The 23,865-nt window shown below is 42.1% G+C and carries 20 protein-coding genes; 5 read left to right on the top strand and 15 right to left on the bottom strand.

Annotation, left to right across the window (positions count from 1 at the left end):
* Window positions 1–34 precede the first annotated feature (34 nt).
* Window positions 35–970, bottom strand: coding sequence for a universal stress protein (locus MTF70_RS08725; RefSeq protein WP_005373330.1), 936 nt, complete (start codon window positions 968–970; stop codon window positions 35–37).
* Window positions 971–1,363: 393 nt separating this feature from the next.
* Window positions 1,364–2,083, bottom strand: coding sequence for an SDR family oxidoreductase (locus MTF70_RS08720; protein ID WP_005373333.1), 720 nt, complete (start codon window positions 2,081–2,083; stop codon window positions 1,364–1,366).
* Between the two features lie 134 nt (window positions 2,084–2,217).
* On the opposite strand from MTF70_RS08720, the gene MTF70_RS08715 reads away from it, so the two are divergent.
* Window positions 2,218–3,126 carry a LysR family transcriptional regulator gene (locus MTF70_RS08715; RefSeq protein WP_005373334.1) on the top strand — a complete coding sequence of 303 codons (909 nt, stop codon included), beginning with the start codon at window positions 2,218–2,220 and terminating at the stop codon, window positions 3,124–3,126.
* Between the two features lie 90 nt (window positions 3,127–3,216).
* Here MTF70_RS08715 and MTF70_RS08710 read toward each other — a convergent pair whose 3' ends face one another.
* Entirely contained in the window at window positions 3,217–3,990 is a 774-nt protein-coding gene (locus MTF70_RS08710) for a helix-turn-helix transcriptional regulator (protein WP_017820362.1), read from the bottom strand.
* Window positions 3,991–4,089: 99 nt separating this feature from the next.
* On the opposite strand from MTF70_RS08710, the gene MTF70_RS08705 reads away from it, so the two are divergent.
* Window positions 4,090–5,226: a multidrug effflux MFS transporter gene (locus tag MTF70_RS08705; protein WP_017820363.1), complete on the top strand. Its 1,137-nt coding sequence runs from the start codon at window positions 4,090–4,092 to the stop codon at window positions 5,224–5,226.
* Between the two features lie 114 nt (window positions 5,227–5,340).
* Here MTF70_RS08705 and MTF70_RS08700 read toward each other — a convergent pair whose 3' ends face one another.
* From MTF70_RS08700 to MTF70_RS08655, 10 genes are all read right to left on the bottom strand, one after another.
* The gene (locus MTF70_RS08700) at window positions 5,341–5,751 is read right to left on the bottom strand and encodes a hypothetical protein (RefSeq protein WP_017820364.1); all 411 of its coding nucleotides are present in this window, start codon (window positions 5,749–5,751) and stop codon (window positions 5,341–5,343) included.
* A 203-nt stretch (window positions 5,752–5,954) separates the two neighbouring features.
* Window positions 5,955–6,284, bottom strand: a complete 330-nt coding sequence (locus tag MTF70_RS08695) for a hypothetical protein (RefSeq protein ID WP_021707559.1) — start codon at window positions 6,282–6,284, stop codon at window positions 5,955–5,957.
* Between the two features lie 319 nt (window positions 6,285–6,603).
* A complete protein-coding gene (locus MTF70_RS08690; RefSeq protein ID WP_017820366.1) occupies window positions 6,604–7,002 on the bottom strand; it encodes a hypothetical protein in 399 nt (132 codons plus the stop codon).
* On the bottom strand, window positions 6,999–9,002 hold the full coding sequence (locus tag MTF70_RS08685; protein ID WP_017820367.1) for a pesticin C-terminus-like muramidase: 2,004 nt from the start codon (window positions 9,000–9,002) through the stop codon (window positions 6,999–7,001). Before MTF70_RS08685 ends, MTF70_RS08690 begins: the two co-directional genes overlap by 4 nt.
* Window positions 9,003–9,014: 12 nt before the next feature.
* Window positions 9,015–10,472, bottom strand: coding sequence for a DUF4150 domain-containing protein (locus MTF70_RS08680; protein WP_025767902.1), 1,458 nt, complete (start codon window positions 10,470–10,472; stop codon window positions 9,015–9,017).
* A gap of 148 nt (window positions 10,473–10,620) precedes the next feature.
* On the bottom strand, window positions 10,621–11,412 hold the full coding sequence (gene icmH / locus MTF70_RS08675) for a type IVB secretion system protein IcmH/DotU (protein WP_025767903.1): 792 nt from the start codon (window positions 11,410–11,412) through the stop codon (window positions 10,621–10,623).
* Window positions 11,409–12,734: a type VI secretion system baseplate subunit TssK gene (gene tssK, locus MTF70_RS08670; RefSeq protein ID WP_025767904.1), complete on the bottom strand. Its 1,326-nt coding sequence runs from the start codon at window positions 12,732–12,734 to the stop codon at window positions 11,409–11,411. The genes icmH and tssK overlap by 4 nt, the downstream gene beginning before the upstream one ends.
* Before the next feature lie 11 nt (window positions 12,735–12,745).
* Complete coding sequence (gene tssJ, locus MTF70_RS08665) at window positions 12,746–13,246, bottom strand: type VI secretion system lipoprotein TssJ (RefSeq protein ID WP_005386118.1); 501 nt, start codon at window positions 13,244–13,246, stop codon at window positions 12,746–12,748.
* The gene (locus tag MTF70_RS08660; protein WP_025767905.1) at window positions 13,239–14,732 is read right to left on the bottom strand and encodes an FHA domain-containing protein; all 1,494 of its coding nucleotides are present in this window, start codon (window positions 14,730–14,732) and stop codon (window positions 13,239–13,241) included. Before MTF70_RS08660 ends, tssJ begins: the two co-directional genes overlap by 8 nt.
* 9 nt (window positions 14,733–14,741) lie before the next feature.
* Complete coding sequence (locus MTF70_RS08655) at window positions 14,742–15,341, bottom strand: hypothetical protein (protein WP_017633753.1); 600 nt, start codon at window positions 15,339–15,341, stop codon at window positions 14,742–14,744.
* Window positions 15,342–15,844: 503 nt separating this feature from the next.
* On the opposite strand from MTF70_RS08655, the gene MTF70_RS08650 reads away from it, so the two are divergent.
* The 3 genes from MTF70_RS08650 to MTF70_RS08640 are packed head-to-tail and all read left to right on the top strand — an operon-like array spanning window position 15,845 to window position 21,059.
* A complete protein-coding gene (locus MTF70_RS08650) occupies window positions 15,845–17,158 on the top strand; it encodes a type VI secretion system ImpA family N-terminal domain-containing protein (RefSeq protein ID WP_025767906.1) in 1,314 nt (437 codons plus the stop codon).
* A 27-nt stretch (window positions 17,159–17,185) separates the two neighbouring features.
* Window positions 17,186–20,575 carry a type VI secretion system membrane subunit TssM gene (gene tssM / locus MTF70_RS08645; RefSeq protein WP_025767907.1) on the top strand — a complete coding sequence of 1,130 codons (3,390 nt, stop codon included), beginning with the start codon at window positions 17,186–17,188 and terminating at the stop codon, window positions 20,573–20,575.
* 31 nt (window positions 20,576–20,606) lie between these two features.
* Window positions 20,607–21,059: an Lrp/AsnC family transcriptional regulator gene (locus MTF70_RS08640; protein ID WP_005373369.1), complete on the top strand. Its 453-nt coding sequence runs from the start codon at window positions 20,607–20,609 to the stop codon at window positions 21,057–21,059.
* A gap of 54 nt (window positions 21,060–21,113) precedes the next feature.
* Here MTF70_RS08640 and tssG read toward each other — a convergent pair whose 3' ends face one another.
* On the bottom strand, window positions 21,114–22,112 hold the full coding sequence (gene tssG, locus MTF70_RS08635; RefSeq protein ID WP_005373373.1) for a type VI secretion system baseplate subunit TssG: 999 nt from the start codon (window positions 22,110–22,112) through the stop codon (window positions 21,114–21,116).
* Window positions 22,109–23,857 (bottom strand): type VI secretion system baseplate subunit TssF, encoded by a 1,749-nt coding sequence (gene tssF / locus MTF70_RS08630; RefSeq protein WP_054865526.1) that lies wholly within the window; start codon window positions 23,855–23,857, stop codon window positions 22,109–22,111. Before tssF ends, tssG begins: the two co-directional genes overlap by 4 nt.
* Window positions 23,858–23,865 lie beyond the last annotated feature (8 nt).

The raw sequence follows: 23,865 nt of genomic DNA, 5'->3' as shown, positions 1-23,865 counted from the left end.
AACATCACTTAAACCCAACTTTGTTACACCCCAATTACTGAATCGGTGAGACAAAGCCATCGGGCTTAAGAGCGACCAAACTACAGTTAATCGATTGCAAAATATTTTCAGCCGTATTACCAATGACATAGCCAGATATACCAGTTCTCGCTAAGGTTCCCATTACCAGCACGTCTACCTCAATACTCTCTACGTAATCTGGAATCTTTTCGTCGGGTTTTCCATGCAGGTGGTGAATCACAATTTCACCTGTAATCCCAGACTCCTCCAACAGCTGTTGCAGAGCTTGTTTATGATCGGCTTTTGCTTTGTCGAGTTCATGTTTCAACTCAGCATCATCGACTTGAATCCAAGCGTTACCATTAAGGTAGTTTTCTAAGTAATACTCCCAGCAAGAAATCACGTGTAAACGACTATCGCAGGTGTCGGCTATCGAACGCGATAATTCGAGTAAACGCACGGCTAATGAGTGCTGTTCATCGCTTGCCGTTAATGGGTCGATAGCCACAGCAACACGGCGCTTATCTCTTGGCTTATCAATTGGTCGGTGCAACCAAAGCGGACAAGGGCATTTTCGTAACAGAGTCATATCAATAGCTTTGAAACCCTCAGCACCTTCACCGAGCGGTTCAGCTTCTTTGATGATGAGATCTTTGTTATCAGCTAATGCTTCTTGAATAATACAGACAGCGGGCTTTTCACTGCTTTTCACAGTAAGAGGAAATGCGAGATCCTCTTCAGAGAGTCCCAGCTTCTGTCTGTATTCGTGAATACTTTGTTTGAGGGAGTCTTGCAGCGATTGCTCATAACTTTGCTGATACTGGATCATGTCTGTTGGGAAATCAGGACACGCTATTAGCCCTGAGACAGGCACTTTGTTGCTAGATGCAATCCTCATCGCTTGTTCGAGGGCGTCACTATGGCCTGGCAATCCTTGTGTTGCAAAAAGTATGTTTGCGAATCGTTTCATACACACCTCCTTGTTTGGTTAAATATTAACCATCCACAAAGTATAATACCTAACGGATAATTGTAACGGCTTGTGACGTTGATGAAATCAATTCTCATTAAGAGACGGATATTGCTTCATTTTGTTTTACGTCACACTCTCCTTTCTTCACAACTATCGCCTTCGACCTAAATAAATTCCGCTACCTAAAATTGAGACCAAATAAAAACCCAAATTACTCAAAGTTTTTTCTCACCTTGAGTAACTTGGGTATAAGCAATAACACACTTAGTGTCCGGATTTAAATGGATGACCTAAATTTTCACGCAACTTAGTTTAAAGATGCCATCTCAATCACGAATCGATATGCAAAGTTTTACGGCTTTAGTGACCTAAAATCGCCGTAACTCAATGTTAAGGTTGTTGTTTTGTCGGTGCCAAAGCAATTTCACGAACACATACACCTTGCGGTTGCTGATAAGCAAACAGCACTGCTCGTGCAATGTCGTCTGCTGCCAACACGCCGCCCATATCCACCTTCCAAGCGTCATAGCCATCTTTAATATCTTGAGACGTTGTATGTGAAAGTAATTCCGTTTCCACTGCACCAGGTGCAATCGTCGTAACGCGAACATTCGATGACGCAACTTCTTCACGTACGTTTTCAGAAATAGCATGAACCGCAAATTTGGTACCGCAATAAGCAGCATGATCAGGGAATGTTTTCTTGCCCGCGATAGAGCTGATGTTAATGATCGTACCACTGTTACGTGCTTTCATCGGTGCTAGGACGGACTGCATGCCATTGAGTAAGCCAATTACGTTCACATCAAACATGCGCTTCCACTCCGATGCTTCCTGAGTATCTATCTGACCTAGAAGCATAACGCCTGCGTTATTTACAAGTGCATCTACCGGACCATACAACGCTTCAGCTTTCTCAATTGCAGCCTCAAAAGAAGCTTTGTCGGTCACATCTACCTTTTCACAAAGCGTATTTGGTAAGTTTAATGCTTCCAAACGTTCTACACGTCTTGCTAACAAAAGAAGAGCATGGCCCTGTTCACTGAAGTGACGTGCAATCGCTTCACCAATGCCTGAACTGGCGCCTGTAATAACAATTAACTTTTTCATTTTGAATCCTTAATCGAACGGTTTACATCAGTGGCGGTAAGTTTAAGAAAACTTTGTTTGTTGATATATACCGACCTAGTTGAAACACTGTTGTTATACTGCAACAATACTTTTTTAATTATGAAGAAGTCATCATGCAAACACACATCAACCTTGCGGATATTCGCTCTTTCGTCCTAATCGCTCAACTAGGAAACTTCACGAAAGCAGCAGAGCAACTTGGCGTTTCTCGCTCACACGTTTCACGTCAAATAACAAATCTGGAGCAACAGATTGGTGTCACTTTGCTACAAAGGACCACTCGAACACTGAACCTCACCGAAGCAGGCAAGGTTCTGTATAAACAGTGTGAAACTGCCCTTCACAATATTGATCAAGCTGTTATGGCAGTGGTTGATGATGTAGAAGACTTAAGAGGTGACATTCGTATCAACTGTGTGGGGGGCTATTTAGGAGAAGACGTTGTCGCAGATATCGTTGCTCAGTTTCTAATCCAACACCCACAAGTGAGCATTAACTTAGATTTTAGTAGCCATCGTGTCGATTTAATCGCGGATGAATTCGATATCGCTTTTCGAATGGGAAAGTTAGACGACTCCAACTTTATCGCTCGCAAACTGATCGATGTGGAAATGGGGACATACGCAAGCCCAAACTATTTAGAAACATATGGCTATCCTTCGCATCCAAAGGACTTAGAAAAACACGTTTGTTTGACAGGTAGTGTGACACGGTGGGCATTTGAGAACACGAATACAAAGCAGTCAACGGAACACCAGATACGTGGACAGTTACGATGTAAGAGTGGCAGAGTAATGATAAAAGCAGCCTTGGCGGGAAATGGCATCATCCGTGTGCCAGCACTTTATTGTCAACAAGAACTCCAGACAGGCAAGCTAAAAGAAGTGTTTACCAATTGGAGCATTCCGAGTGTGGAATTTTCACTCCTTTATCATCACGACCGACATCAACCAAAACGCATCCGAGCCTTTGTTGATTTTACCACGCAATACTTTCGCAAACTGCAGAGTAAAGACAAGTAACCTGCACGTTGGTACCTGTCTATGTATGCTTTATAGGCTGAGCCTGTGAACCTGGGGGTTGTTCTAGAAAGAGTGTGAGCATTTTGACTCTTAAGGCTTGGTTTTCATAAACGTCAGAGGTGTTTGTCCAGTTTGCTTTTTGAAAAATGCAATAAATGCACTGTCTGACGAAAACTCCAGCCAATCGGCAACTGCGCTGACTGGCATGCCCGTTGATAACAATTCAACTGCTTTTAAAAGCCTCCACTGTTGCCGCCAATCTTGATAATTCATGCCCGTTTCCGACTTAAATAATCGTGTTACCGTCTTGGTGCTTGCCCCAACTTTGCTTGCAAGAGTAGTAAGCGAAGGAGCTAGAAATGAAGGTTCAACCAACTCTCGACGAAACGTTGTTAAGCGCCGATGCGATGGCAAAGGCAACTGAAACGAATAACGTTTCGCAGCATAAAACTCCTCCCAAAAAAGCGCCGTCGTATTTACCATCTCGCTGCTAGGCTTATCCCACTCCCAAAATGACATTTTATCAATAAGAGCTTGGAGTAAATTATTCACTTCTATCATCGCGATCTTACTCGGACAGGCAAACTCCTCACAATCAAAATACAAAGATCGATACGCCACCACATTCGTCATTAGTGCACGATGCGGCGTATTAGGTGGGATCCAAACCGCCTTTGTCGGTGGCAAAATACAAATCGAGTCTTCCAGAGCAAAACTCATACAACCTTGAGGTGCGTACAATAACTGCCCTTTCTTGTGCATATGCATACCTGAGTCGTGCTTGCCAATATCCGCAGCAATTCCCACTACATAATTAGTAATCTTGTCTGCATCAAATTGTGTTTTTTCGTTAATAAGCGCCATTTTGTCCGAATATTGATGTATTTGGTTTTTATGTTGTTATTAGATCAATCATAGCCTCATTTATACTGCCCGCCAACTTCATTAACGATGGGTAACAATATGAATACTAAGCCCTCTTTATGGCTCATGCTGGTTATGTTGATGTTTCCGCAAATTGTAGAAACCATCTATAGCCCAGCGTTGAGCTCAATCGCTCTATCATTTGATGTAAACCACGCACAAGCAGCCCAAACATTGTCGATTTACTTCCTAGCTTTTGCCATTGGCGTTGTAGTTTGGGGAGTTCTCGCAGATAAACTGGGAAGAAGGCCCACCATGCTTATTGGGCTCTTTATCTATGGTTGCGCATCTTTACTCGCAACTCAAACCGAAAGCTTTGCTGTTGTCATGGCCGCGCGAGCCCTAAGCGCATTTGGTATCGCGGTAGGATCCGTTGTCACACAGACCATGCTTCGTGACGCGTTTGACGGTCAAGAACTGAGTAAAGTCTTCAGCTTAATGGGGATGGGTATATCAATCAGCCCGGTAGTTGGCATGCTATTAGGCGGGCAGCTTACAGCGCTTGGTGGATACCGTTATGTATTTTTTGCCTTGTTTTTAATCGCGTTAGTATTGTTCGCTTATAACGTCATTAAGCTTCCTGAAACACAGAAGGAACAGACACCAGTACGGTTGCATCAACTTAGCTGGAAAATGGTAAGAGACGCGCGAATTTGGCGCTCAGGATTACTGGTTGCTTTGTATAACATTGCTCTATTTTCTTATTACCAGCTTGGCGCATTTACTTTCTCGGTACTTGGGTATAACTCCGAACAATTTGGATACAGTGGCATGGTACTGGGGTTAGGCACTCTGCTTGGGAGTTGTTTAAACAAATCCCTAGTGTCTAAAAATGTTCGAAAAAGCCAACTACTTTGGCTCTCAGCAGTATTGCTTAGTTTGGGATCAGTCGGTGTGTTGATTCTGAGCCAATCAATCTGGTTTGTTGCTCCAATGGTGTTAGTCGTCATGTCTTATGGGATTGCGATACCCAATATACTCAGTGACGCACTCGTTGATTATAAACAACAGGTAGGTAGCGCAGGCGCTTTATTTGGGCTCATGTACTACATCATGATCGGGACGGGATTAGCGATGGCTGGAACAGTACAAAACTTAGGTGTCGTTCTATTATCATGTAGCTGTTTAGCGATTTTATTAGCGTTTTCTAAAAGGCAAGTTCATACCAACTTGTGACCAGATACTACGCATTGCTTGCCTAATCTTCCGAAGATTGGTCTACATCTTTTCTAACGGTTAACTAAAACGTAAATAAAAAGCGCCTGTCGGCGCTTTAATTATCCATAGATCTTATTGCCATGTTGGCTCGCCAAACTCTTCACAACGTTGCTTGTCGTAATTTTCAATGCGCCCGCGTTTACCTACAAACTGAACCTGAACAACCATTCCAGCTTCAACATATTCACTGAAATAATCGCAAGAAACACGAAAACTAGTATCGCGTATCACAATTGGTACCCATTCATAGCCGCCGCTGCGTGGTAAGTAAGACTTGAAGGTAATGACACCGTCATCTGAAACGTTGATTTCTTCATCATATTCATTCAACTTATAAAAACGTTGTCCATCAAACTCTGCCTTTGCTTTTTCAATTATTTCCTTCGTTGCTGTCGATTGCATCGGCGTATTTGAGACCAGTTGACACCCAACAACAGATGTCAATACGGACAAAGTCAAAGCGAGTTTAGTTATTTTATTCATTTACCTAACCACTGTTGAATTATTCAACACTTACCATTTTAAAAGGAGGGAGACCATACTTTATTTTAAAGAAAATAAAAAGCGCCTTTCGGCGCTTTTTATCTGAACGTTTCTTATCCAAACGTCTCGAGTAAATTTTCTAGAAAAGCTAACTCTTTATTACAATGAATTTTATTTAGGCTCTCACTGGAATCTATTGCTATTTAATCCCAAGCTTCAAACCCATTGGGCTTTACGTGTTTTATTTTTAATCTAACGTTGGGATCCAGAGCTGTTTCAGTTTCCCATTCACAGTAGTACTCAACAGCATTTTCATCTTCAATCATGTCAACGAAGCTAGCAACGACACTCAACCGTCCACCACCTCTAGTCAATGAAAAGTACGCATTCTTGTTTTCATTTACTTCAAATTTCAAAGGAATGAATTCAGGTTCTTCAAGAGAAATATCTATCCATTTATAATTATCTAAACTCTTCCCCTTTCGTGGGGCATAAACTGTTTTCAATCCATTTTCGTCAACAACGAAGTACATCGAATTCTCGGCTTGATTAAAACAAGCTTTCAAGCCACTGTCTTTATTTTCCAAATTACATGTGAATACAACTGAGCTTTGCTCACACGCAGCATTTACTTAGAACGGAAGAGAAGAAAAATAGTAAGGATGTAATCTGAGTAAAGTTAAGGAACATATGAAACATTAACCAAATTGACTCCAACTCTAATTACATTTATTAATAGTGACTATTCCTTATAGGAATATATCTGCCCGTAATCACTGTATAAAACTAATTACTAAATAAACAGCTATTTTATTTCTTCTACATTAAAACCCAAAGTCTAAATCGGTATAATTACTTACACTCTTGGTTTGAAGAAGTTGGGTCCAATGCTAAAGCAACAAAATCATTCCCATATCTTCTAACAACAATAGGTTGCACAGAGTCATAAGTGCCGACCTTAGATTTATCATGAAAGCAAAGGTACACATTATCACCTTTAATTTCCATTAACTCAATCTTGTAATACCAATGGTCATCATCTATTACAATCTCATCTTTTGTTATTTTTGGTACTGCAAGTTTGAATTCACCTTGAAAATCAGAAAAATGCCTTTCTTCGATGCTTTTGGGGTTCAGTGAGTTAGGGAATGATGTAAAGTCTAACAATTCATAAATATCCGTCATTGAAGCTGCACTAGTCAAACCTGACCAAATCACAGCCAAAGTAATTAATAGTCTATTATAATTCATTCAATAATTTCCTTAAGTAATAACGCTTCTTTTTTTCTGCGTGTTGGATATAGATCCCTAAAGTCCATTAGATTATCATACATTTCTTCCCACTTCTGGTTTACAGCTTGAAACCAGAACTTTCTAGTTTCACGAGGTAGATAACCATATTGATAGGCAACGGAAGCAATTACAGTTTGAGCTTGACTTGGTAAGCAGGCAAATTCAATCTGAGAATTTTTATTATACAACGCTATGATTTTTTCAGTTTCATGCTTTTTAACTACGTGATTAATTAAAAGCAACTCATCTTCATTAATAGTTAACGGATTTTTTTTCAAAAAAGATTCTGCTTCAAATTTCTTCATACCTAGATATGGGGTGAGCTTTGTTATAAGGTCACTCGGTAGTTCGAGTTTTCTCAAATCAACTATGTTTCTTGCTCCTAAATCGAAGCCAGTAGCAATAGTTACCCCACTCTTACTATTCTTAGGGTCAGGAACATATCCTTTTTTTCTGCTACCTTCAAGTTCACCTATAAACTCGTGGTCAATTGATAATTTACATTCACTTAATTTCGTAACATTCAATGTAAAAGGCCAATAATGCCAAAGGCTCTTATCATCGCTTAGTTGCAAATCACCATGTAAATCTTGCATCCATGAGAACTTATCTGCTCTTTCCAGTTCGAATTGTGAGAAAAGATCAAAGCTATCCATCACTTGATCGCGCCATGGGGAGTTACGGTAGTCCTCTATAGTCACAAAACCAGCGGAGCACTTAATATCTAGAGCTTCCTTTGCGGTCTGATGGATTGATTCATAAAGACTTTGTGACGACTCTGTATGCCAATCTGTAGGATGTTTCACAATAAATCGCTCAAAGTGTTTACGCTTACCGTCTAAGTATACTTTGGCATCGCGAGCAGTGAACGAGGAGAAGTCCGTTACTTGATCTTCTGTCACAGATTCAAGTAATTGCTGAATAAACGAATTACTCATATCAACGGCACCGCTACTATCGGCCCCATCGAGAACAACAAGTGGATTTTCTTCCGCATTTTTGGGAGAAATCTGTTTTTTGAAAAATTCGGGCGGCTCCTCAAAAGAGAACATCTCGATATGCACACGATTATCTTCTTTCTTAGTTCCAATTGCATCGTTACTGTACTCATGCAGTCCCATGTAACCGATATCTTCCCCAGCTGAAACCTTTATCCCCTCTCTAAATAGGAGTGGGAGTAAAGAAACCACACTACCGTCCCTAATCATTGCCGCCTTGTCCGACATCCATTTAGGTTCTGAAACTGGTTCTGATAGGACAGCAGAGGAATCTTCTAAAATGTCAAAGTCACTATTGAGACCCGAAGCAAACCAAACAATCTTGTTTAACAGTGCTTTTTCGCTACCACTTGCCGATTTACCATTCTCTACCACACGGCACTTTATCATTTTGTAGGTATTTTTGTCGATCTGGTATGGATGGGTCTCCTTCTCTTCTGCATACAGGTATTCAAGTAATGTTCCTTTAGACATCGACTGTTTTTTTTCACCAGAATTAGTAGGCACATCACTATGTTTGAAAGTGCGTACATTTCTCGCTTCTTGTAAACGGTAACGCGTGGTTATAGATGAATTGGCGCCAATATCTGAAGGTGGCGCAAGGTGCATATAAAGTGTATAGAACTTAAATACATCTTCATTATCTTCGGGGTTTACAGCCTCATGCTCGATAAGCACAAAGTTATTACTATACTTAAACTCTTGCTCTTGGTACGTTGATGTTAGGTAATCAGGATTTATGCGAAATGCCACTATTTTTCCATCAAGCATCGCTTGAATAGGTCTGAGCCCTTTCCCCCACGGTAACATTTTTGATGTTAAGTGAATGCCACTATGCCAACCGTACCCTTGTCCTATTAAATAACGACCGCTCTTAGCTTGATCAAACAATTTCGTAAAATCACTGAGCGTGTAGTAAGCGTCACCTTCTCGTTGCGCTATCGGAAAAACTGCATCCATGATTTAAATGTCCTAGTCAGAAAAGTTATCGTCAAAAGTGACAAATGATGGGCGGTTCAAGTTGTTTGACTTCGTGTACACCACCGCATTAACCCTACCTAAATTAGTAGCAAAGCTAGATTGGCTCGCTATGTTAACGGTACTCCCAAGGGCCATTGCCGATATAGAAATTAGGGTGTCATTTTTGGTTTCGAAAATTTGGCTAATGACGTCAGGAAGTGCTTGTTTGAAGTGGTTAAGTGCTTTTTTATAACCGTTTATACCCTCTTCAACAGAACTCAACGATCTTGCAGAAGCTTGGCTTTGTATGAAATCTAAACGACCGATGATTTCACTGTTTAGCTCATCGATGTATGAACAGATTTGATTGTTTATCAACGTCCATAAAACAAACTGCAAATACTTCACAGTATTCCCAGTCCCTAAAAAGCGAAGCTTCGCTAATAATTCATAGGGAGGCTCAAACACATCAGCTTGATATAAGACTCTCAATATATCGCCATTTTCGTGCACTTGCTCCAAGAGCAGTTCAACTAAAGGTTCATATTTCTCTAGCGCAGTAGTATCAGTTTGGATGTGATAAAGTGCCGAAACATAAGCATCAGAAAAATCTTTAGAGTGATTTTGACTAATCGCATAAGGAGACGATATACGGCTTTGCTCTAACACAATATCTTTAAAGTCATCATCACTGAAGGATGGGGACATCAATATGCCCCAGTCATTAGCAACCCCAACACGATCTTCCCAAAATGGCGAGCGGCGACCTGCGACAAACGTACAAAAATCATTCGGATCAGGGTAAGTTTCCGTAACAATATTTTCAGCTAAAGATTGGTTCGGGGTGTAAGAGTCTTGAGTTTCGCTGAGCACTAACCTGCATTCTTTTAGAGCGAGACCATTAACAGATGCTTTTCCGCTAGAATCCAGCACTCCACTCCCAATGACAGCACCTGAAGGTTCGACTAAAGAAAATTGTGCATTAGAGTAAGGGAGCCCATTTGGATATTTGCATTCTATATCCAGCGTATACGTCCCTTCCTGCTCTTCACTCACAGAAACCGATGGGTTTTGTGCGCCGCCAAGACACACAGTGTTGGCTTTGTTCATGGTCATTTGATCGGACAGGCGACATACGCCCTTACCTTCAAATTTAACCGTTGGTGAGGCTGAAATGAATTTTGCTTCAGCTTCTATCGTGCCAGAGGAAACGCCTTTTCTGTCACCGCCCGCATCGCCGGTACTTTTTGAGAACGTACTGCCCTTGATAGCGACACTGTTACCGCCATCCATAGAGACTGTCGTAGTCCCACCAGCAAGGTCTGCTGATTTAGCATTGTTGCCATAAGGGATAGGGACGACTGGCTTGCCGACCTTAGTTAAACAAACATCTGGGAGCGTTGCATTCGCTTCACCACCTGAGCCTTTATGAACTATCGAAAGTCCATTCGCACCAACTGTTACGCCCATAACCAATCCATTTGAATTTTATTGATTGAATGATAAAAGAGATCGCAAACTGCAATCTCTCTAAATAACTAGTGAATTTCACTAAAAGACCAGTGATATTCACAATAAGCCCTAAAACTGGCAGAAGATCTCATTTTTAGATTTCTGGTTATCTATACACTTCAAGCAGTTGCTGGAATTTTAAGTCTATGACGATGTAGGTTGCCGCATACATAAGCGCAAACGTCATCGCACTAAGACTTAAGATCAGCTTGGGTGAAATTACCCTTTTTAACGGCTTCTTTAGGTATTTAGCTTTAAGGTTGATTAAAGAAACTTTTTCTTGTTCTGCTAGGCGGTCATCTCGCACTAATCGATAAATGGTGCTGCCAATTTCCGCTAGCTTTTCGTTGCCACGCTCTTCACGGCCGTACTTGCCTTGGAAACCAAGTTGAAGCAATAAATAGAGAAACTCTATAACGTGACGGTATTTGCGAGGGTCGGCTTTTAAGCGGTCGAGAATAACGAAAAACTTGTCACCACCAGATGTCTCGTTGTGGAATTCAGACAGTAAGCTGTTCTGGCTCCAGTGACTATTTGCCCCCCACTCTTGTCGACAAACAGATTCATCAATCGCCGCACACAAGCAGTAACGAATAACAAGAACCGAAGCACGATCGAGCTCCATTTCATTAAGTTTTCGTTCACCTTTTCGAATCTCACGTGCCACTTGTTCACGAAATGGCATCGGGTCATCAAGCCAAGGGATCGAAGACATACAAGACAGACTGGCGATCAACCATGAGAACTGGTCCACTAGCGGGTTAATACCCATGTTGTCGATAGATAGATCTTGTACTGCGATGTTTCTCGACAAGTCAGGCGCTGGCATTACCTCCATTGGTTTGCCAGGCTCTGGTTGGAATAAGACTACGGTGACGTCGGTTTCTGCGTAACTCATAGACGAACGGCCCAAAGTTGCAATGATAAGTTAGCGAAATCGCCCGCAACGTGAATCGCAATCGCAGCAGTGTTCTTCAACGCCATCCACTCTTCGCCCGTTTTATCGAGCTCGAAATAGGTGTAGCCAGCATGATACGGCAGCGCGCGTGGCACAACTGGCATTGGTTTGATCTCAATCCCAGGCAGTTGAAGGTTAATCAAGTCACGTATGTTATCGATAGAACCGATCTTCGTTTGGCTGACAAACTGGGTATGCAGAACATCCAAGGTCACGTCGGCTTTAACTGCGAGGATAAAGGTTGTCGTATCAATGATCTTATTGTCAGGGATTGCTGCCGTTCTGATGCCATAGTTCTGATCTTTTAAGGTCAGTGGAATTGCTCTTTGCTCAGACATCACGCTCAATGTCATTTTCGCACTGTCTAGGACGCGAGAAAGACAGCTAGTAAGATCACCATGATTGTACTTCGTAAACTCAATAGGTCGGCGTGTTGTTGAGCACAGCGTCGAAAGCTCACCTTCTGCCTGAAGAAGAATTCGATACAAAGACTCAGGATGCACAGCTTCTGTGCTGGCGAAATGCCAAAATAAGGGTTCGTATCGGTTGAGCGCTTGCAATAGCATAAAGTCAGAAACCGATGATACGCCTTGTTGATCCACCACCCCTAATCGCAGGACTATCGATTCCGCGCGATGCTTCAACATAGAAGCAAACTCGGTCGCAAATTTACTCAGTACTGTCGACGCATGAATATCGATACAGGTAGGAATGAAACTATCATCTAAGATCACGCTGCCATCAGGCTTCACTTCTGAGATCTTTAAGATCGGAATAGACGTGTAAGCACTCTTATCTTCATGATCGTACATTAAGCAAAAGTTAAGCTTACCGACGACGATATTTGCCATGTCTTCCGAATCATAACAAGCGTCAACCGCTTCTTGAGATTCCATCGTATAGCGCGCACCGTCTTTTTTGGTACCAAATAACTCAGAACGTTCCGATGGTAACGGACAGCACAAATAAACGACTTTATCGGCAATCGAAGGATCTACATCTTTCACTTCAGGCAGCTCAGCAAGCAACGGAAGCTCAAATGGTGTCCGGTCTTGTAAAATACCTTCAGCACGAGTAATACCGATTTTACCCAGTGCTAGTAACTGAGAGTTGATTTCTAAACGTTTAATTCCCCAATGCAAAGGCGATGCATTGGCACTCAGTAGGCTCGATAGTTTACTTTGCGAACGATCGAGTTGTTGAAAATGCTGCGGCTTCATGAACATTCCATCTTGCCAAACAACTGGATTGTATAAAGACATGTTTCTATCCCTTAAAAGTAAACCTGTTCAATGCCGCGAGTGTTATCAGAAATTAACTCACTGCCCTCTAACTTGAGCTTGATGTAGTACTCGCTCTTCTCTTCAATAACTTCCACTTTTCGCCATGACGAACCATCAATATCACGAAAAGCCACTGAAAAACCGACGGCACGAGTGTCAGGGTCTAGCGTTAGCATTTCATGAACTTTTCCACCTGGCTGTATTTGATACTCGTAACGTTTGATGTACTCATCACCCAACGACGCTTTATCGCTCTCAAACAAGGCAAAGAAATCTAAGCTTCGGAACAATACTGGCGAACTTAATTCGTGAAGACGGAGAATAACTGGAGATGACTGGCCCCCATTTCTCACATTGAGTACAGGTGATGCCTCAATAACCAATTCAATCGACGAAGTTTCTGGTGTGATACCAGTGGACTCTTTAAATTGATCCCACATGGAACAACCGGACAACATGGCAAATCCGAGTAATACGGCGATACTACGCATGGTTTCCCTTAATCACTTTGTTATAGTTTTTCTTAATCAGCCCTTTTAAGGATGTTTCATTAAGCAGGCGACGATTATTAGTGTAGAAATCTAGGTATTCGGCCCACAGCTTTGACTTAGTTGAGAACAAAGACTGGCTAGCGACCCTGTTAGCAAATGCTACGGGATCGTTCGTTTCAGACTGTTCTAAAACGAGCTCATTCAGTGCTTTGTTAAACATAACTTGGTGATCGTTCAGCTCATCGAGCATTTGTTCAACCAGTTCATTTGGAGCCAGTAATTGCTGACTATTCAAAGTGAGCATTAGCTCTGCGATGTTCGAGTTAGCCTCACTCGCACTCTGCTCATCTTTTAACGATTCCACTTCGTGCAACTCTTTCTGTAGGTTATCAATACATAAACGCAAGCAAGTGCCCATTTGCTTGAATAACTGCGCCTCGTTTGTCATCAACTCTGGATTTCGAATACCCAAACCATCAAAAAACGCTTGCGCTATATCTGGAGAGCAAACGGCCGCATCAGTATCGACTTGTGCTTTCGTCGTACTGTTTATCGCGTGCTCTGCCGTAGGTATTTGAAGTTGCTGATTAGTGTTAGGAGAAGGCGTAAAAGATTGGGTCATCTCTTCCCATTTTGACCCTGTATTTGCCTGCTCTACGACCATCTCAGTAACATTAGGCGTACGATGTTGTCTTTGAATCGTGCTATCTGGGGCTACCGTGCCAGGTTGCATCACCTCAGCTGAGGCAATATCGGCTCTATGTGCCTTACCGCTTTCTGGCGCTAATGCATCATTGACCGATGCGTTACTCTTGGTTTCCGCAGCCATCCAGTCTTCAGGGATTAGGCTTGGCTGATCGAATTCGGAATATATACTGAAACTGTCATCGACCACCTGACGCGTGCTTTCCACGGTTCTAGGTTGTTCAGATTCTGTACGCTCATTATCACGAATTAAGTAATCGTCATCTCGCTGCATCGAAAAGTTAAGGTGAGCAACAGGATCATGACAATCAATGTCATCCTGTTTAGTCTCCATAAACAAATCTTCTAAGGCACCGACTTTTTCTTCCTCTTCGACAACCGCATCTCCTAGACTAACCAGAGGATCGCTAGATACTCGCTCAGGAGCAATATCAGCGGCGATGTCTAGTGTTGAGGTAACGTGCTCAAGAGAAACACCAATCTCATATTGCCCTAAAGAAATGATGTCGCCATCAACTATCGCAACGGGTTGATTTTTTAGTATTTTGTTCCCATTTACCATTGTGCCGTTAGTTGATACGTCACTTATATAGTAGGTATCTCCATACACGCTGAGCAAACAATGAGTGCCCGATATAAAGCGGTTGTGATCGGCTAAAGACACGCTACAGCTTGGGGAACGACCTATCGAACCACCACTTTCAGGCATTTCAATATGCTTTGCACCGGTGTATTCCTCTGGACACTTTGAGATAAATAAAACTAGCTGATTTGAGTACATTTACGAACCTCAAAAGAGCAAAGAAACTGATAGTTCAAGCCCACCAATTCCATCATTTACAACCGGAAGGATATAAGAGGCCTGCGGGATAATTTGTATATGGGCGTCAGGATTACTGCCTAACTTTATAGCAGTACCAAGGGTCACAACCGCACCTAACTCAAACTGGTCGATGTCTTCAACACTCTCATAACGATAGCCCTCTTGGTCTACTTGCCAGCGATTAGAATATTGCGAGTAACCGACAGACAAGCCCGCACCAACGTATGGTGTGAAAACACTCCAAGAAGTCAACGCATATTGAGGAACAACACGAAGTTCATAGTTCGTCGCTTCTTGATATAAGCCGTTTGCTGGCGCTTCAATATCTTCTGCTAGATAGTTTAGCCCTAACCACCAACGCCAACGGTTATTGTTTTCATCAATAGGACGAGTATGAACCAAGCCGAACCTAAGCGTATCCTGCTCACCACTTTTACCTTCATCGTATTTAATGCTATCGATAGTCAACATACTGGTAGAGAGTCCATATCGCTCCCCTTTTGCCATTGCAACAGAAGAAAATAGACACATGGCTGAAATCAGCCCAATTTGACTTGGTTTTAGCATTTCGTCCCTCTAGGAAAACCGATATTCTACTTAGAGGCGAAAGATATCAATTATATTCTCTTTTTCAATAAGCCTAAAAAAACACCTATAATTTAATACATTTCAACTATCAGGTTGGTTGTTTTACCTACAAACAAAAACTAAAGAACCGACTACAGATTAAGTGACGAGACAGTAAATCTTTCTATTTAAATAGAAGTAGCAGAATTTGATTGCTAATTGAACAAAACGTAATCTCCGATAACAATTTAGTTACTTTTTAATCAACGTTCTCATCTTCATATATAAGTTTCTTCTTATAAATAGACTTAACTATTGATATTAATATTATGAACAAAGATCACACTAAAAGTAATTTAATTTCTTTTAATGAATTTTTATTATCTAATCCGCTTATTTTGTCTATAGAATTGCGACAGATGTGCACTGCTTATAATTTAATATAACAGTAGTGAAATCCTATATAACTTAATACTTCTATATGATCAGTTGGAACTTTCCTTATGTTTTTTACCGACTTCGCTCGAAGACCAATCGATGAAAATAACCCAAGCGGCTCTAATCCTAATGGTTCTGAGGATTTTGACGAAATTAAACGTCAAATAAACAACCTGAATAAAGTCACAGGGAGAGTCTCGTGGAAAACGGTTCAAACACTCTCAAAAAAGATCTTGAGTACCCAAGCGAAAGACCTACGTTGTTGCTGTTACTTTACCGTTGCGTCAACCTATAACGACGGCTTAAGAGGCCTTGTTGAAGGGTTAAACTCAATACTTGATGTGTGTGTCGTATATTGGTTCAACGCGTATCCAGAGCATTCAAAGTCAAAGGCACGAATGAGCGCTATTGAATGGATGGTAGAGCATACTGAAAAACGAATTAATAAGCATCGGGCGTTACCAGAAGAGCTTCCATTGATAGAGGCAGCACATCAATTATGCTTGAGGATTGAGGAAGAGCTTCGTCTTCATTACGGTATTGAAGCGCCGTCATTAGGTCGCATTCGCCGTATTTTGAATCAATGGATTGAGCAGATAAAAGAACAACAAATTGCGGCTGAGTTACGCGAGGAAAAACAAGCCAACACTAGCGCTCCTACAGCAACGCAGAAGGCACCTGAAATTAAAGTGAATGTGTCTCCCTCTCCGGCACCGGTGCCATCACCCAACCTAAATAGCCAAGAGAAAGCATCACCGGCAAAGTCTGGTCGATTTATGATCTACTTCGTTATTGGTTTGATTGTTACTGCGATATGTTCACATTTCATGTACGAGCAACAACGTTATCGAACATTGGAACAAAAAATTAATCAAGCTTCACTTAATGAACTTGTAAATTTGGTCGCCTCGTTAGATTACGAAAATAAAAAATATGCTCAGTCATTGAAAACGCAGGCCATTAATCGTGTCGATATTATGATGAATAACTGGTTTTTAGACTCGGCAAAAGTAAGTAACGTCAGCGAGCTCGATAGCTTGACCAATGAATTAATCGCAATCTATCCGGATTCGTCTTCTGCACAGCAGCTACGTCAAAACTTTTTGACACAGAGCGCCCATTTAGAAGACCAGTTTATGGATGTTTATAAGCGATTCTCAGACGCAAGAACGGTGTTTGCCAACGTAGCTAGACAGAATGTAGATAAGAACTCTGAAAAGGCGTACGAATACAGTAACTCGTTATTCCCGCTTTTAGGTCGTATTGAATACGCTGAAAAGTATTCACAGCAAAAGGAAATTGACCGCGCAACCCTTTTACTGAACATCTACCTATATAAATTGAGTCAGCTACAAGCTGAAAAAACTGACAATAAATAACAATACAATTAAAGAAGTTTTAGGCTTATGTTCAAACAAAAACTGTTTAGAAATCCAGTGGTGATTTCTACTATATTGATGTTTTTAGTGGCTGCAATTATCACCACTATTTATCTGCTTTTTCTTGACGAAATCGATCAACTTTATCTTTGGCTGACTCTTGGTGCTATCGCCATTGTTTACGTCACTTTTCAATTCACATTATGGTTGAAGAAAAAGAACAACGCTAAAGCTCAACATTTGGAAACCGAGGAAGAAGCACTTTCTATGGTTATCCAGCCTCTTCTTGCTAACTCAGGCAAGAAACCAATTTACCTGATGCTTGGCAATAAAGGGTCAGGGCGACGTCAATTTTTATTTAATTCTAGTGCAATCAAACCGATGGATCGCACTAGAACCGCTAAGAATGACTTTTTTGAATGGTACGAATCTGACAGCGCTGTGTACATCAAACCAGACCAACGCTTAGTGTTCCAGGAAGTATCAAGCAGTGATGCTTCTTTATGGAATACGTTCATTGAAGAAGTTATTCATCATCGACCTCGAAAGCCATTTTCTGGGTGTCTATTCTTCACCGATTTCGAGTTCATGATCGTCTCTGAGCCAGAGCAAAAAGAGTACACCATTTCGTCGTTATTGGCGCGCTTGAGTACCATCAACTCTAAAACGTCTTCAGCATTGCCAATCTATTTGATTATGTCAAAGCTAGACAAGTTAGATGGCTTTAAAGAATACATGCACTTTAGCTCTCTCAAGACACGTGTTGAGTTCCTCTCTATCCCACTAAAAGAAGCCAAGGGTGTATTTGCAGAGTACTACCGCGATAGCTATCGAAATCTAGTGAGAGTGCTTGAAAGTAATGCGCTAGATGCATCCGCTAATTCAACGGACATTGATGAGAAACAAGCAATACTCGCTTTCCCTAAGCAGTTTGAGCTATGTCAGTCTGAAGTCAGCTATGTGCTTGAGCGTCTATGTGATGTTAACAACGGTGTCTATTCACTAGACATCCGTGAGATTTTCTTTAGTTCGAGTCTGCAAGGCGGTCGCAAGTACAATTTACTTGCAAAAAGTTGTAGTAATTACTTCAACTTACCTATTATCGCGTCAGAGCATACTCAGTTAACAGAAACGCCTTATTTCTCTCGCTTTCTGATTGATTCACAAATATTGCCGGAAAGCGACTTTGCGGGCGAAAACAAGACGTATCTTCGTCTAATTCAGAGACAAAGCCGTTTGGCAATACTCGGCTCTATTATCCTGCTTACTGGGGGCAGTTACTTCTTTTTCACGACATTAGACAGTAACTTACACGTGATGAATCAACTCTTGAGTATCGATGACAAATCACAAGTGGAGCAAGATGCAAGATTCAATGAGCTTTTAGCGAAGGCGACGAAAGCAATAGAGCCTTCTTATGGGGCGTGGCTTAAAGGTTCTAAGGCTTTGGATGAAGAGATATTACCACTCAACATTAGCCGTTTGGATCAAAGCACTCGCATCGCTTACGAAGCATTACTTAAGGACGTTGCTCAACAGTTGATACCTCTCATTGAGAAAGGTTACCGTCTACAACTGACACAAAATCAAAACACTTTTACACGCGCTTTACCTCTATTGAAGGGGTATCTAATGCTAAACGATCCAACAAAGCGTGATATCCGTTTTTTGCGTCATCAAACTCTCCAAATGATGAACGATTTGAGCAACCAAAGTGACGTCGTCAATCAGGCGATGCGCTATTTGGACGCTTACTTTCGCACACAGTTTGATCCAATTGATATCAATATGGATCTTGTTCGCGCAACACGTCGCTCATTGCTAGCAAATTCGAATGTTGATCTCGTTTATGCAGGCATTTTAAACGAAGCAAATTCGATTGATTTAGGAACCCTAGATCTGCAACGAGCTGTGGGTTTCGAGTTTAGCAATGTGTTCAACACACCAATCGATAGCGAACGCTTGATCGTAGATAAGATCTATACCTCCACTGGTTTTAGCACTTTTTATAGACCACGCGTGGACCTAATGTCACAACAAGTCATCAGTGACAACTGGGTTTTAGGTCTGTCACAACACGTTATTCCTACTAGTGAAGAACAAGAAGCCTTCAAAGAGGAAGTACGTAAAAAATATACTGACGACTACATCAGTAATTGGCGCAATGCGCTGAGTGAACTAAAAGTCCAGAACTATGACAATGTCGGCGATCTAACGAACGCGATAGACTTAATCTCGGGCCCTTCTTCACCAATGACAACCGTACTGAAGCAGGTCTATGCCAACACACAATTTTCACCCGTTGGTGAAAAAAATGCTCTGATTTCAAAGCTAGACCCGAAACTCGTGGCAGCGGCAGACTCCGCATCAGACGCAGTAGAGGAAGTAGTTAAGCCTGATTACTTGTTGATGAAACGTGTTGAACAAGCTTTTCACTTATTAAACCAACTTCAGGTCAGTGAAACACCAAACTCCCCTACTCCTTGGGATGAGACCGTAACAGCGCTAAGCCGTGTTCGCACGTATATGAAAGACATCGCTGATGCACCTGACCCGCAAATGGCGGCGCTAGCGGCAGCTCAGCATCGAATGAACAGCAGTGAAGCTGACCCATTAATCAAACTTAAACAGATTGCCCAAAAATCACCGGAACCCGTTCGTAGCTGGTTGTTAGATGTGGTTCAACAAAGCTGGTCAGTCATGATTAAAGAGTCCGCTAAAGGCATTCAAACCCAATGGTACAGCGAGATTTACACCAAGTTTAAAGAGATAGGGCTGGGACGATACCCATTTGATCTAACAGCGACCGAGGAAATCTCAATTGAAGATTTTGAATTACTGTTTGCTTCAGGTGGCTTGTTAGACACATTTATTCAGAAAAATTTTGCACCGTTCTACGATACCAATTTGTGGACGCCAAAACAGGTGGATGGCGAGACGATGCCAATCTCTCCGGCTCTGTTAGTGCAACTGCGTAACTATAACGTTATTCGAGACACATTAATTAATAAAAGCACTAACCGCGTTCATATTCCGTTTAGTGCAAGAGTACTCGATCTTGATTCTAGTGCGATTAGAGCGAGCTTAAAAATTGCAGATACCAATATAAGTTACTACCACGGTCCAAGCCGCATTCGTGAAATGGCATGGCCACCGCAAAATGGTGACTTCAATATTAGTATCACACTCCAGGATGTAACCGATGAAGGCAGACAGCACGTTTTAAATAAGAGTGGTCAATGGGCGATATACAGATTGCTAGGTGACTCGACCTTGACAAACACTCATAACGGCAGCTTTGTCAGTGACATAAAAGTGTCAGGGAGGGACTTGAGCTTACGCATCACTCCGTTGACACAGAAAAACCCATTCACTCTTGCTGAGCTGTATAACTTTACGCTCCCAGAGTCGATTTAATAACAATATAAAAACAAAATAGGCAGAACACATGATTTCAAACATGACTTTACAAGGTTTAGATAAATTAGATCGAAAAATACTTTCAAGTCTATTATCGAATGGGCGAGAGTCGATTGCGAATCTATCCCGAAACATTGGTTTGTCTCGAACAGCAGTAGCAGAAAGAATTAATCGTTTAGAAAAGACCGGTATTATCAAAGGCTATACCGCACAGATTCGTGTAGAAAATGAAGGGCGAAAAGCCGCTAGTTATCTACTGATCTCTTGTGAAAAGGGTAAGAAGAATGATGTAACGAATGCACTTAAAGAAATCCCTGAGGTTCGCTTAACGAGCGTTGTTGGTGGCAACTTTGATATTATTGCCCTAATTGAAGCGCCCGACCTGCAGTCTATTCATCATCTTTGTAATGAAATTGAATCATTTAACGGCATTCAAAGGCTTGATACTACCGTTGTACTGCATCAGCCGATCAGTCGTTAAGCTTTTCTGACCTCTTTGAGGAAAACATAAAGGGCCGCTCGTTGAGCGGCTTTCTTATATGCTTCCGATAAGTCGAATTTTGGCGTCTTTATCACCTGGGTTGCCAAGCCAGAAGGTTTGACCTAGTTGGTTCCCTTCTCCATTACCCAGTTTGTTTTCTGGAATACTGTCTAAGTTAACTGTCAACTTTAGGTCCCACGACATTGGGTCACGCAGAATAAAGCGCATCAAGCCCACCAGCGTCTTATGTAACTCACCATCGTAGGAAAACTGCTTAAACGTTTCAAAATCGATGTTGTCGATACACAAGTTAAACTTGCCGTTCAAATCCGCAATGCTTTGTCCCAAGTGTAAGCTTTGCCCCAATACACAATTGGAGCGGTTGAGTTTGTTGCGTTGGCTTTCTGCAATCTCGACCCGCCGATAAACCCATTCTTCGATTCGCACATTCGGCAGTGAAAAGTAGTGTGAAACAATACCGGAAATAAGCTTAGGTGAACGTGTACGCGTAGATAACTGGTTCACGTAAGACAGAACTTTCGCTCGATCTAACTCCGCGACTTCGCAATCTTGCATAACGCTAGAGAGACCAGCCAAATGCAGTATGCGCCCAGAAAACGCATCGCTTGCCCCGCTTTTGTACTGCACGTGATATCGGTATTTCTTCCAAACACGATACAGTAAGCTTGTATAGCGGTTGTGGAAAAAGTCGAAGAAATCCTTCACTGGGTTATCATCGGGATCACGACCGACGAGTTTCTCAGTGTAAGACGCAGGTAGGGGCGAGCTTGAACCATGCAAGCCAAGAAAGTTCGTCTCAATACGTGAATATTGCTGTCCGTTTCTTTCCATATGAGTAATAAAATCCATATCACTCTTTGGAAAGCACAGGTTTGGCGACACGCTGAACTCAATTCGCTCTTGATGGAAGTATTTGTTCTCGCCCACGGCAACAAAGTTTGAGTTTGGCTCCAGCTGGTAGTGTTTCTCTAACAGCAACACCGCTTGGTAGAAACTAAACTCATTCGACTTATCAGAAAGTGTATTAATCATAGTATTGTCTGCTGCCCGATTAGGCTTGCCCAGTTGTAAACCTCGCCCGTCGCTTCATCGAACACCTCTAGTTCGGTAAAGGAGTTCACACTCGAATACAAACGGATAAATTCATTCAATACCGTGGCCATAAGGAACATATCGCCTTCATTTACGAAGAACTTAGAGTCCGTCACGAGCTTGAATTGGTTACCACGCACAGATACACCACGAAATACGCGATCGATTGGTTTCATCTCTGAAGAAATAATGCCATCAAGTCGATGAATCGACGCGCGGTGGGCTTGTCTATCGATTCGAGAGTGGAAGTCGTAAGTCGAGAGCAACACTTTCAACACATCGATATTGGCCAAAGACAAGTAGTTGAGCGACATGTTGGCAATCAACTGCCATTGAAGTTCACCATTAACCTGAGGACTTACTGACTGTGTTGGCTTAGTAATGTTTTTAAACGTCGCATACGTTGGCGATTTGTGCGTCGCGTAAGTGATGTCTCCTACTGACAGGCGCTCCGCTAAGTCCGCGTTACTGCATTGCAGCTTCATCAATACTGTTTCAGTCCCTAAATCCGCAATGTCGCCATTGTGAGTATGGAATGAGATATAGCGCTCTAACCCTCTTCCGCTTACTCGCTCGCCCACTTTGGATTTGTAGAACTCTCGCTTATCACGCTGGTTGATTTGGTGCTCAAACGATTCAAATTCAATCAGTGGTTTTCGGCGACGCTCCTCTTTACTCCAACTCTCCACTTGCTCAATGGAATAAACCTCGTAATGCTCCTGAGTGTTACTTTGTGGACGCACCTTGTACTCGTTTCGTCGATGCTCTAAACGGATTGGATCGCCGTCTTTTTCAAACAAGTTAACCGCAGGTGTGCAGTGCAACCTTAAGTGTTTATCTTTAAGTACCACTTCTGAAGGCAAAGCACGCTTAAAGTGGAATTTGATTTTGACCGTGCTGCGTTGCGGAATGCCTTTTAGCCACTCTAAGCCTTTAATGTCGAAGAACATGAACTTATCTGGCAAAGAGAAGAATTCTTGCAGCAAACGGTAGCCTGCAAAGGAATTTTTGCTGTAAGGCAACAGCGCCTCGTCCTCTTCATGCCCGACTGGCTTAACGTATTCTGGCCCTAAACGATGTTTGTAGCCGCCACCAACATCCAACTCGACGTAATCTAGATAACGGAACAGCCATAAGAAGACAGTGCGAGTAATATGAATCTCACCATGCAGGTGCAAACGCAACGTATCTAAACCGATACGAGACAGCTCAAGGCCATGCTCCGTCGATAACGTCACATCAATCATCGAGCTGGTGCGGCTGTTAGTTTGTTCAATGTTAGTAATCGTAATTGGGTATAGATTGACGTCATAACAAGTACGGAACAAACACTGCGTGCCTTCTACCTGTTCGCTGGCCATTTCCGCACCACGTTTCACCACGGTTTTCTCAGTAACACTTCCGGTATGCGGTTTTAGTTCGCTAATACACAAAGACGGAATCGAACGCATGTAATGTGGCCACAGCAAAGTCATCAGAGATTGCGTAAGCTCAGGCAGTTCATCGTCAATCTTTTCGCGGATGCGTCCGGTCAAAAAAGCAAAACCTTCCAGCAATCGTTCGACATCTGGATCAAAAGTTCCTTCAGAGAGAAAGTGAGTTAACTTCGGATGATATTTGGCAAACTCACTACCCGACTCGCGTAAATACGTGAGTTCATCTTGAAAGTATTTACTGTTACTCAAGTGGCACC

The organism is Vibrio sp. 2CM40D, from assembly GCF_023161825.1.
Taxonomy (GTDB): Bacteria; Pseudomonadota; Gammaproteobacteria; order Enterobacterales; family Vibrionaceae; genus Vibrio; species Vibrio alginolyticus.
This window is presented reverse-complemented; position numbering and strand designations above follow the sequence as displayed.

What these genes read in the sequence shown, in the direction of transcription:
- MTF70_RS08650 (WP_025767906.1), top strand. Translation starts at nt 15,845, where the DNA reads ATGTTTTTTACCGACTTCGCTCGAAGACCAATCGATGAAAATAACCCA.
- MTF70_RS08655 (WP_017633753.1), bottom strand. Translation starts at nt 15,341, where the DNA reads ATGCTAAAACCAAGTCAAATTGGGCTGATTTCAGCCATGTGTCTATTT.
- MTF70_RS08660 (WP_025767905.1), bottom strand. Translation starts at nt 14,732, where the DNA reads ATGTACTCAAATCAGCTAGTTTTATTTATCTCAAAGTGTCCAGAGGAA.
- tssJ (WP_005386118.1), bottom strand. Translation starts at nt 13,246, where the DNA reads ATGCGTAGTATCGCCGTATTACTCGGATTTGCCATGTTGTCCGGTTGT.
- tssM (WP_025767907.1), top strand. Translation starts at nt 17,186, where the DNA reads ATGTTCAAACAAAAACTGTTTAGAAATCCAGTGGTGATTTCTACTATA.
- tssG (WP_005373373.1), bottom strand. Translation starts at nt 22,112, where the DNA reads ATGATTAATACACTTTCTGATAAGTCGAATGAGTTTAGTTTCTACCAA.
- MTF70_RS08640 (WP_005373369.1), top strand. Translation starts at nt 20,607, where the DNA reads ATGATTTCAAACATGACTTTACAAGGTTTAGATAAATTAGATCGAAAA.
- MTF70_RS08680 (WP_025767902.1), bottom strand. Translation starts at nt 10,472, where the DNA reads ATGGGCGTAACAGTTGGTGCGAATGGACTTTCGATAGTTCATAAAGGC.
- MTF70_RS08715 (WP_005373334.1), top strand. Translation starts at nt 2,218, where the DNA reads ATGCAAACACACATCAACCTTGCGGATATTCGCTCTTTCGTCCTAATC.
- icmH (WP_025767903.1), bottom strand. Translation starts at nt 11,412, where the DNA reads ATGAGTTACGCAGAAACCGACGTCACCGTAGTCTTATTCCAACCAGAG.
- MTF70_RS08725 (WP_005373330.1), bottom strand. Translation starts at nt 970, where the DNA reads ATGAAACGATTCGCAAACATACTTTTTGCAACACAAGGATTGCCAGGC.
- MTF70_RS08700 (WP_017820364.1), bottom strand. Translation starts at nt 5,751, where the DNA reads ATGAATAAAATAACTAAACTCGCTTTGACTTTGTCCGTATTGACATCT.
- MTF70_RS08720 (WP_005373333.1), bottom strand. Translation starts at nt 2,083, where the DNA reads ATGAAAAAGTTAATTGTTATTACAGGCGCCAGTTCAGGCATTGGTGAA.
- MTF70_RS08705 (WP_017820363.1), top strand. Translation starts at nt 4,090, where the DNA reads ATGAATACTAAGCCCTCTTTATGGCTCATGCTGGTTATGTTGATGTTT.
- MTF70_RS08685 (WP_017820367.1), bottom strand. Translation starts at nt 9,002, where the DNA reads ATGGATGCAGTTTTTCCGATAGCGCAACGAGAAGGTGACGCTTACTAC.
- MTF70_RS08710 (WP_017820362.1), bottom strand. Translation starts at nt 3,990, where the DNA reads ATGGCGCTTATTAACGAAAAAACACAATTTGATGCAGACAAGATTACT.
- MTF70_RS08695 (WP_021707559.1), bottom strand. Translation starts at nt 6,284, where the DNA reads ATGTACTTCGTTGTTGACGAAAATGGATTGAAAACAGTTTATGCCCCA.
- MTF70_RS08690 (WP_017820366.1), bottom strand. Translation starts at nt 7,002, where the DNA reads ATGAATTATAATAGACTATTAATTACTTTGGCTGTGATTTGGTCAGGT.
- tssK (WP_025767904.1), bottom strand. Translation starts at nt 12,734, where the DNA reads ATGTCTTTATACAATCCAGTTGTTTGGCAAGATGGAATGTTCATGAAG.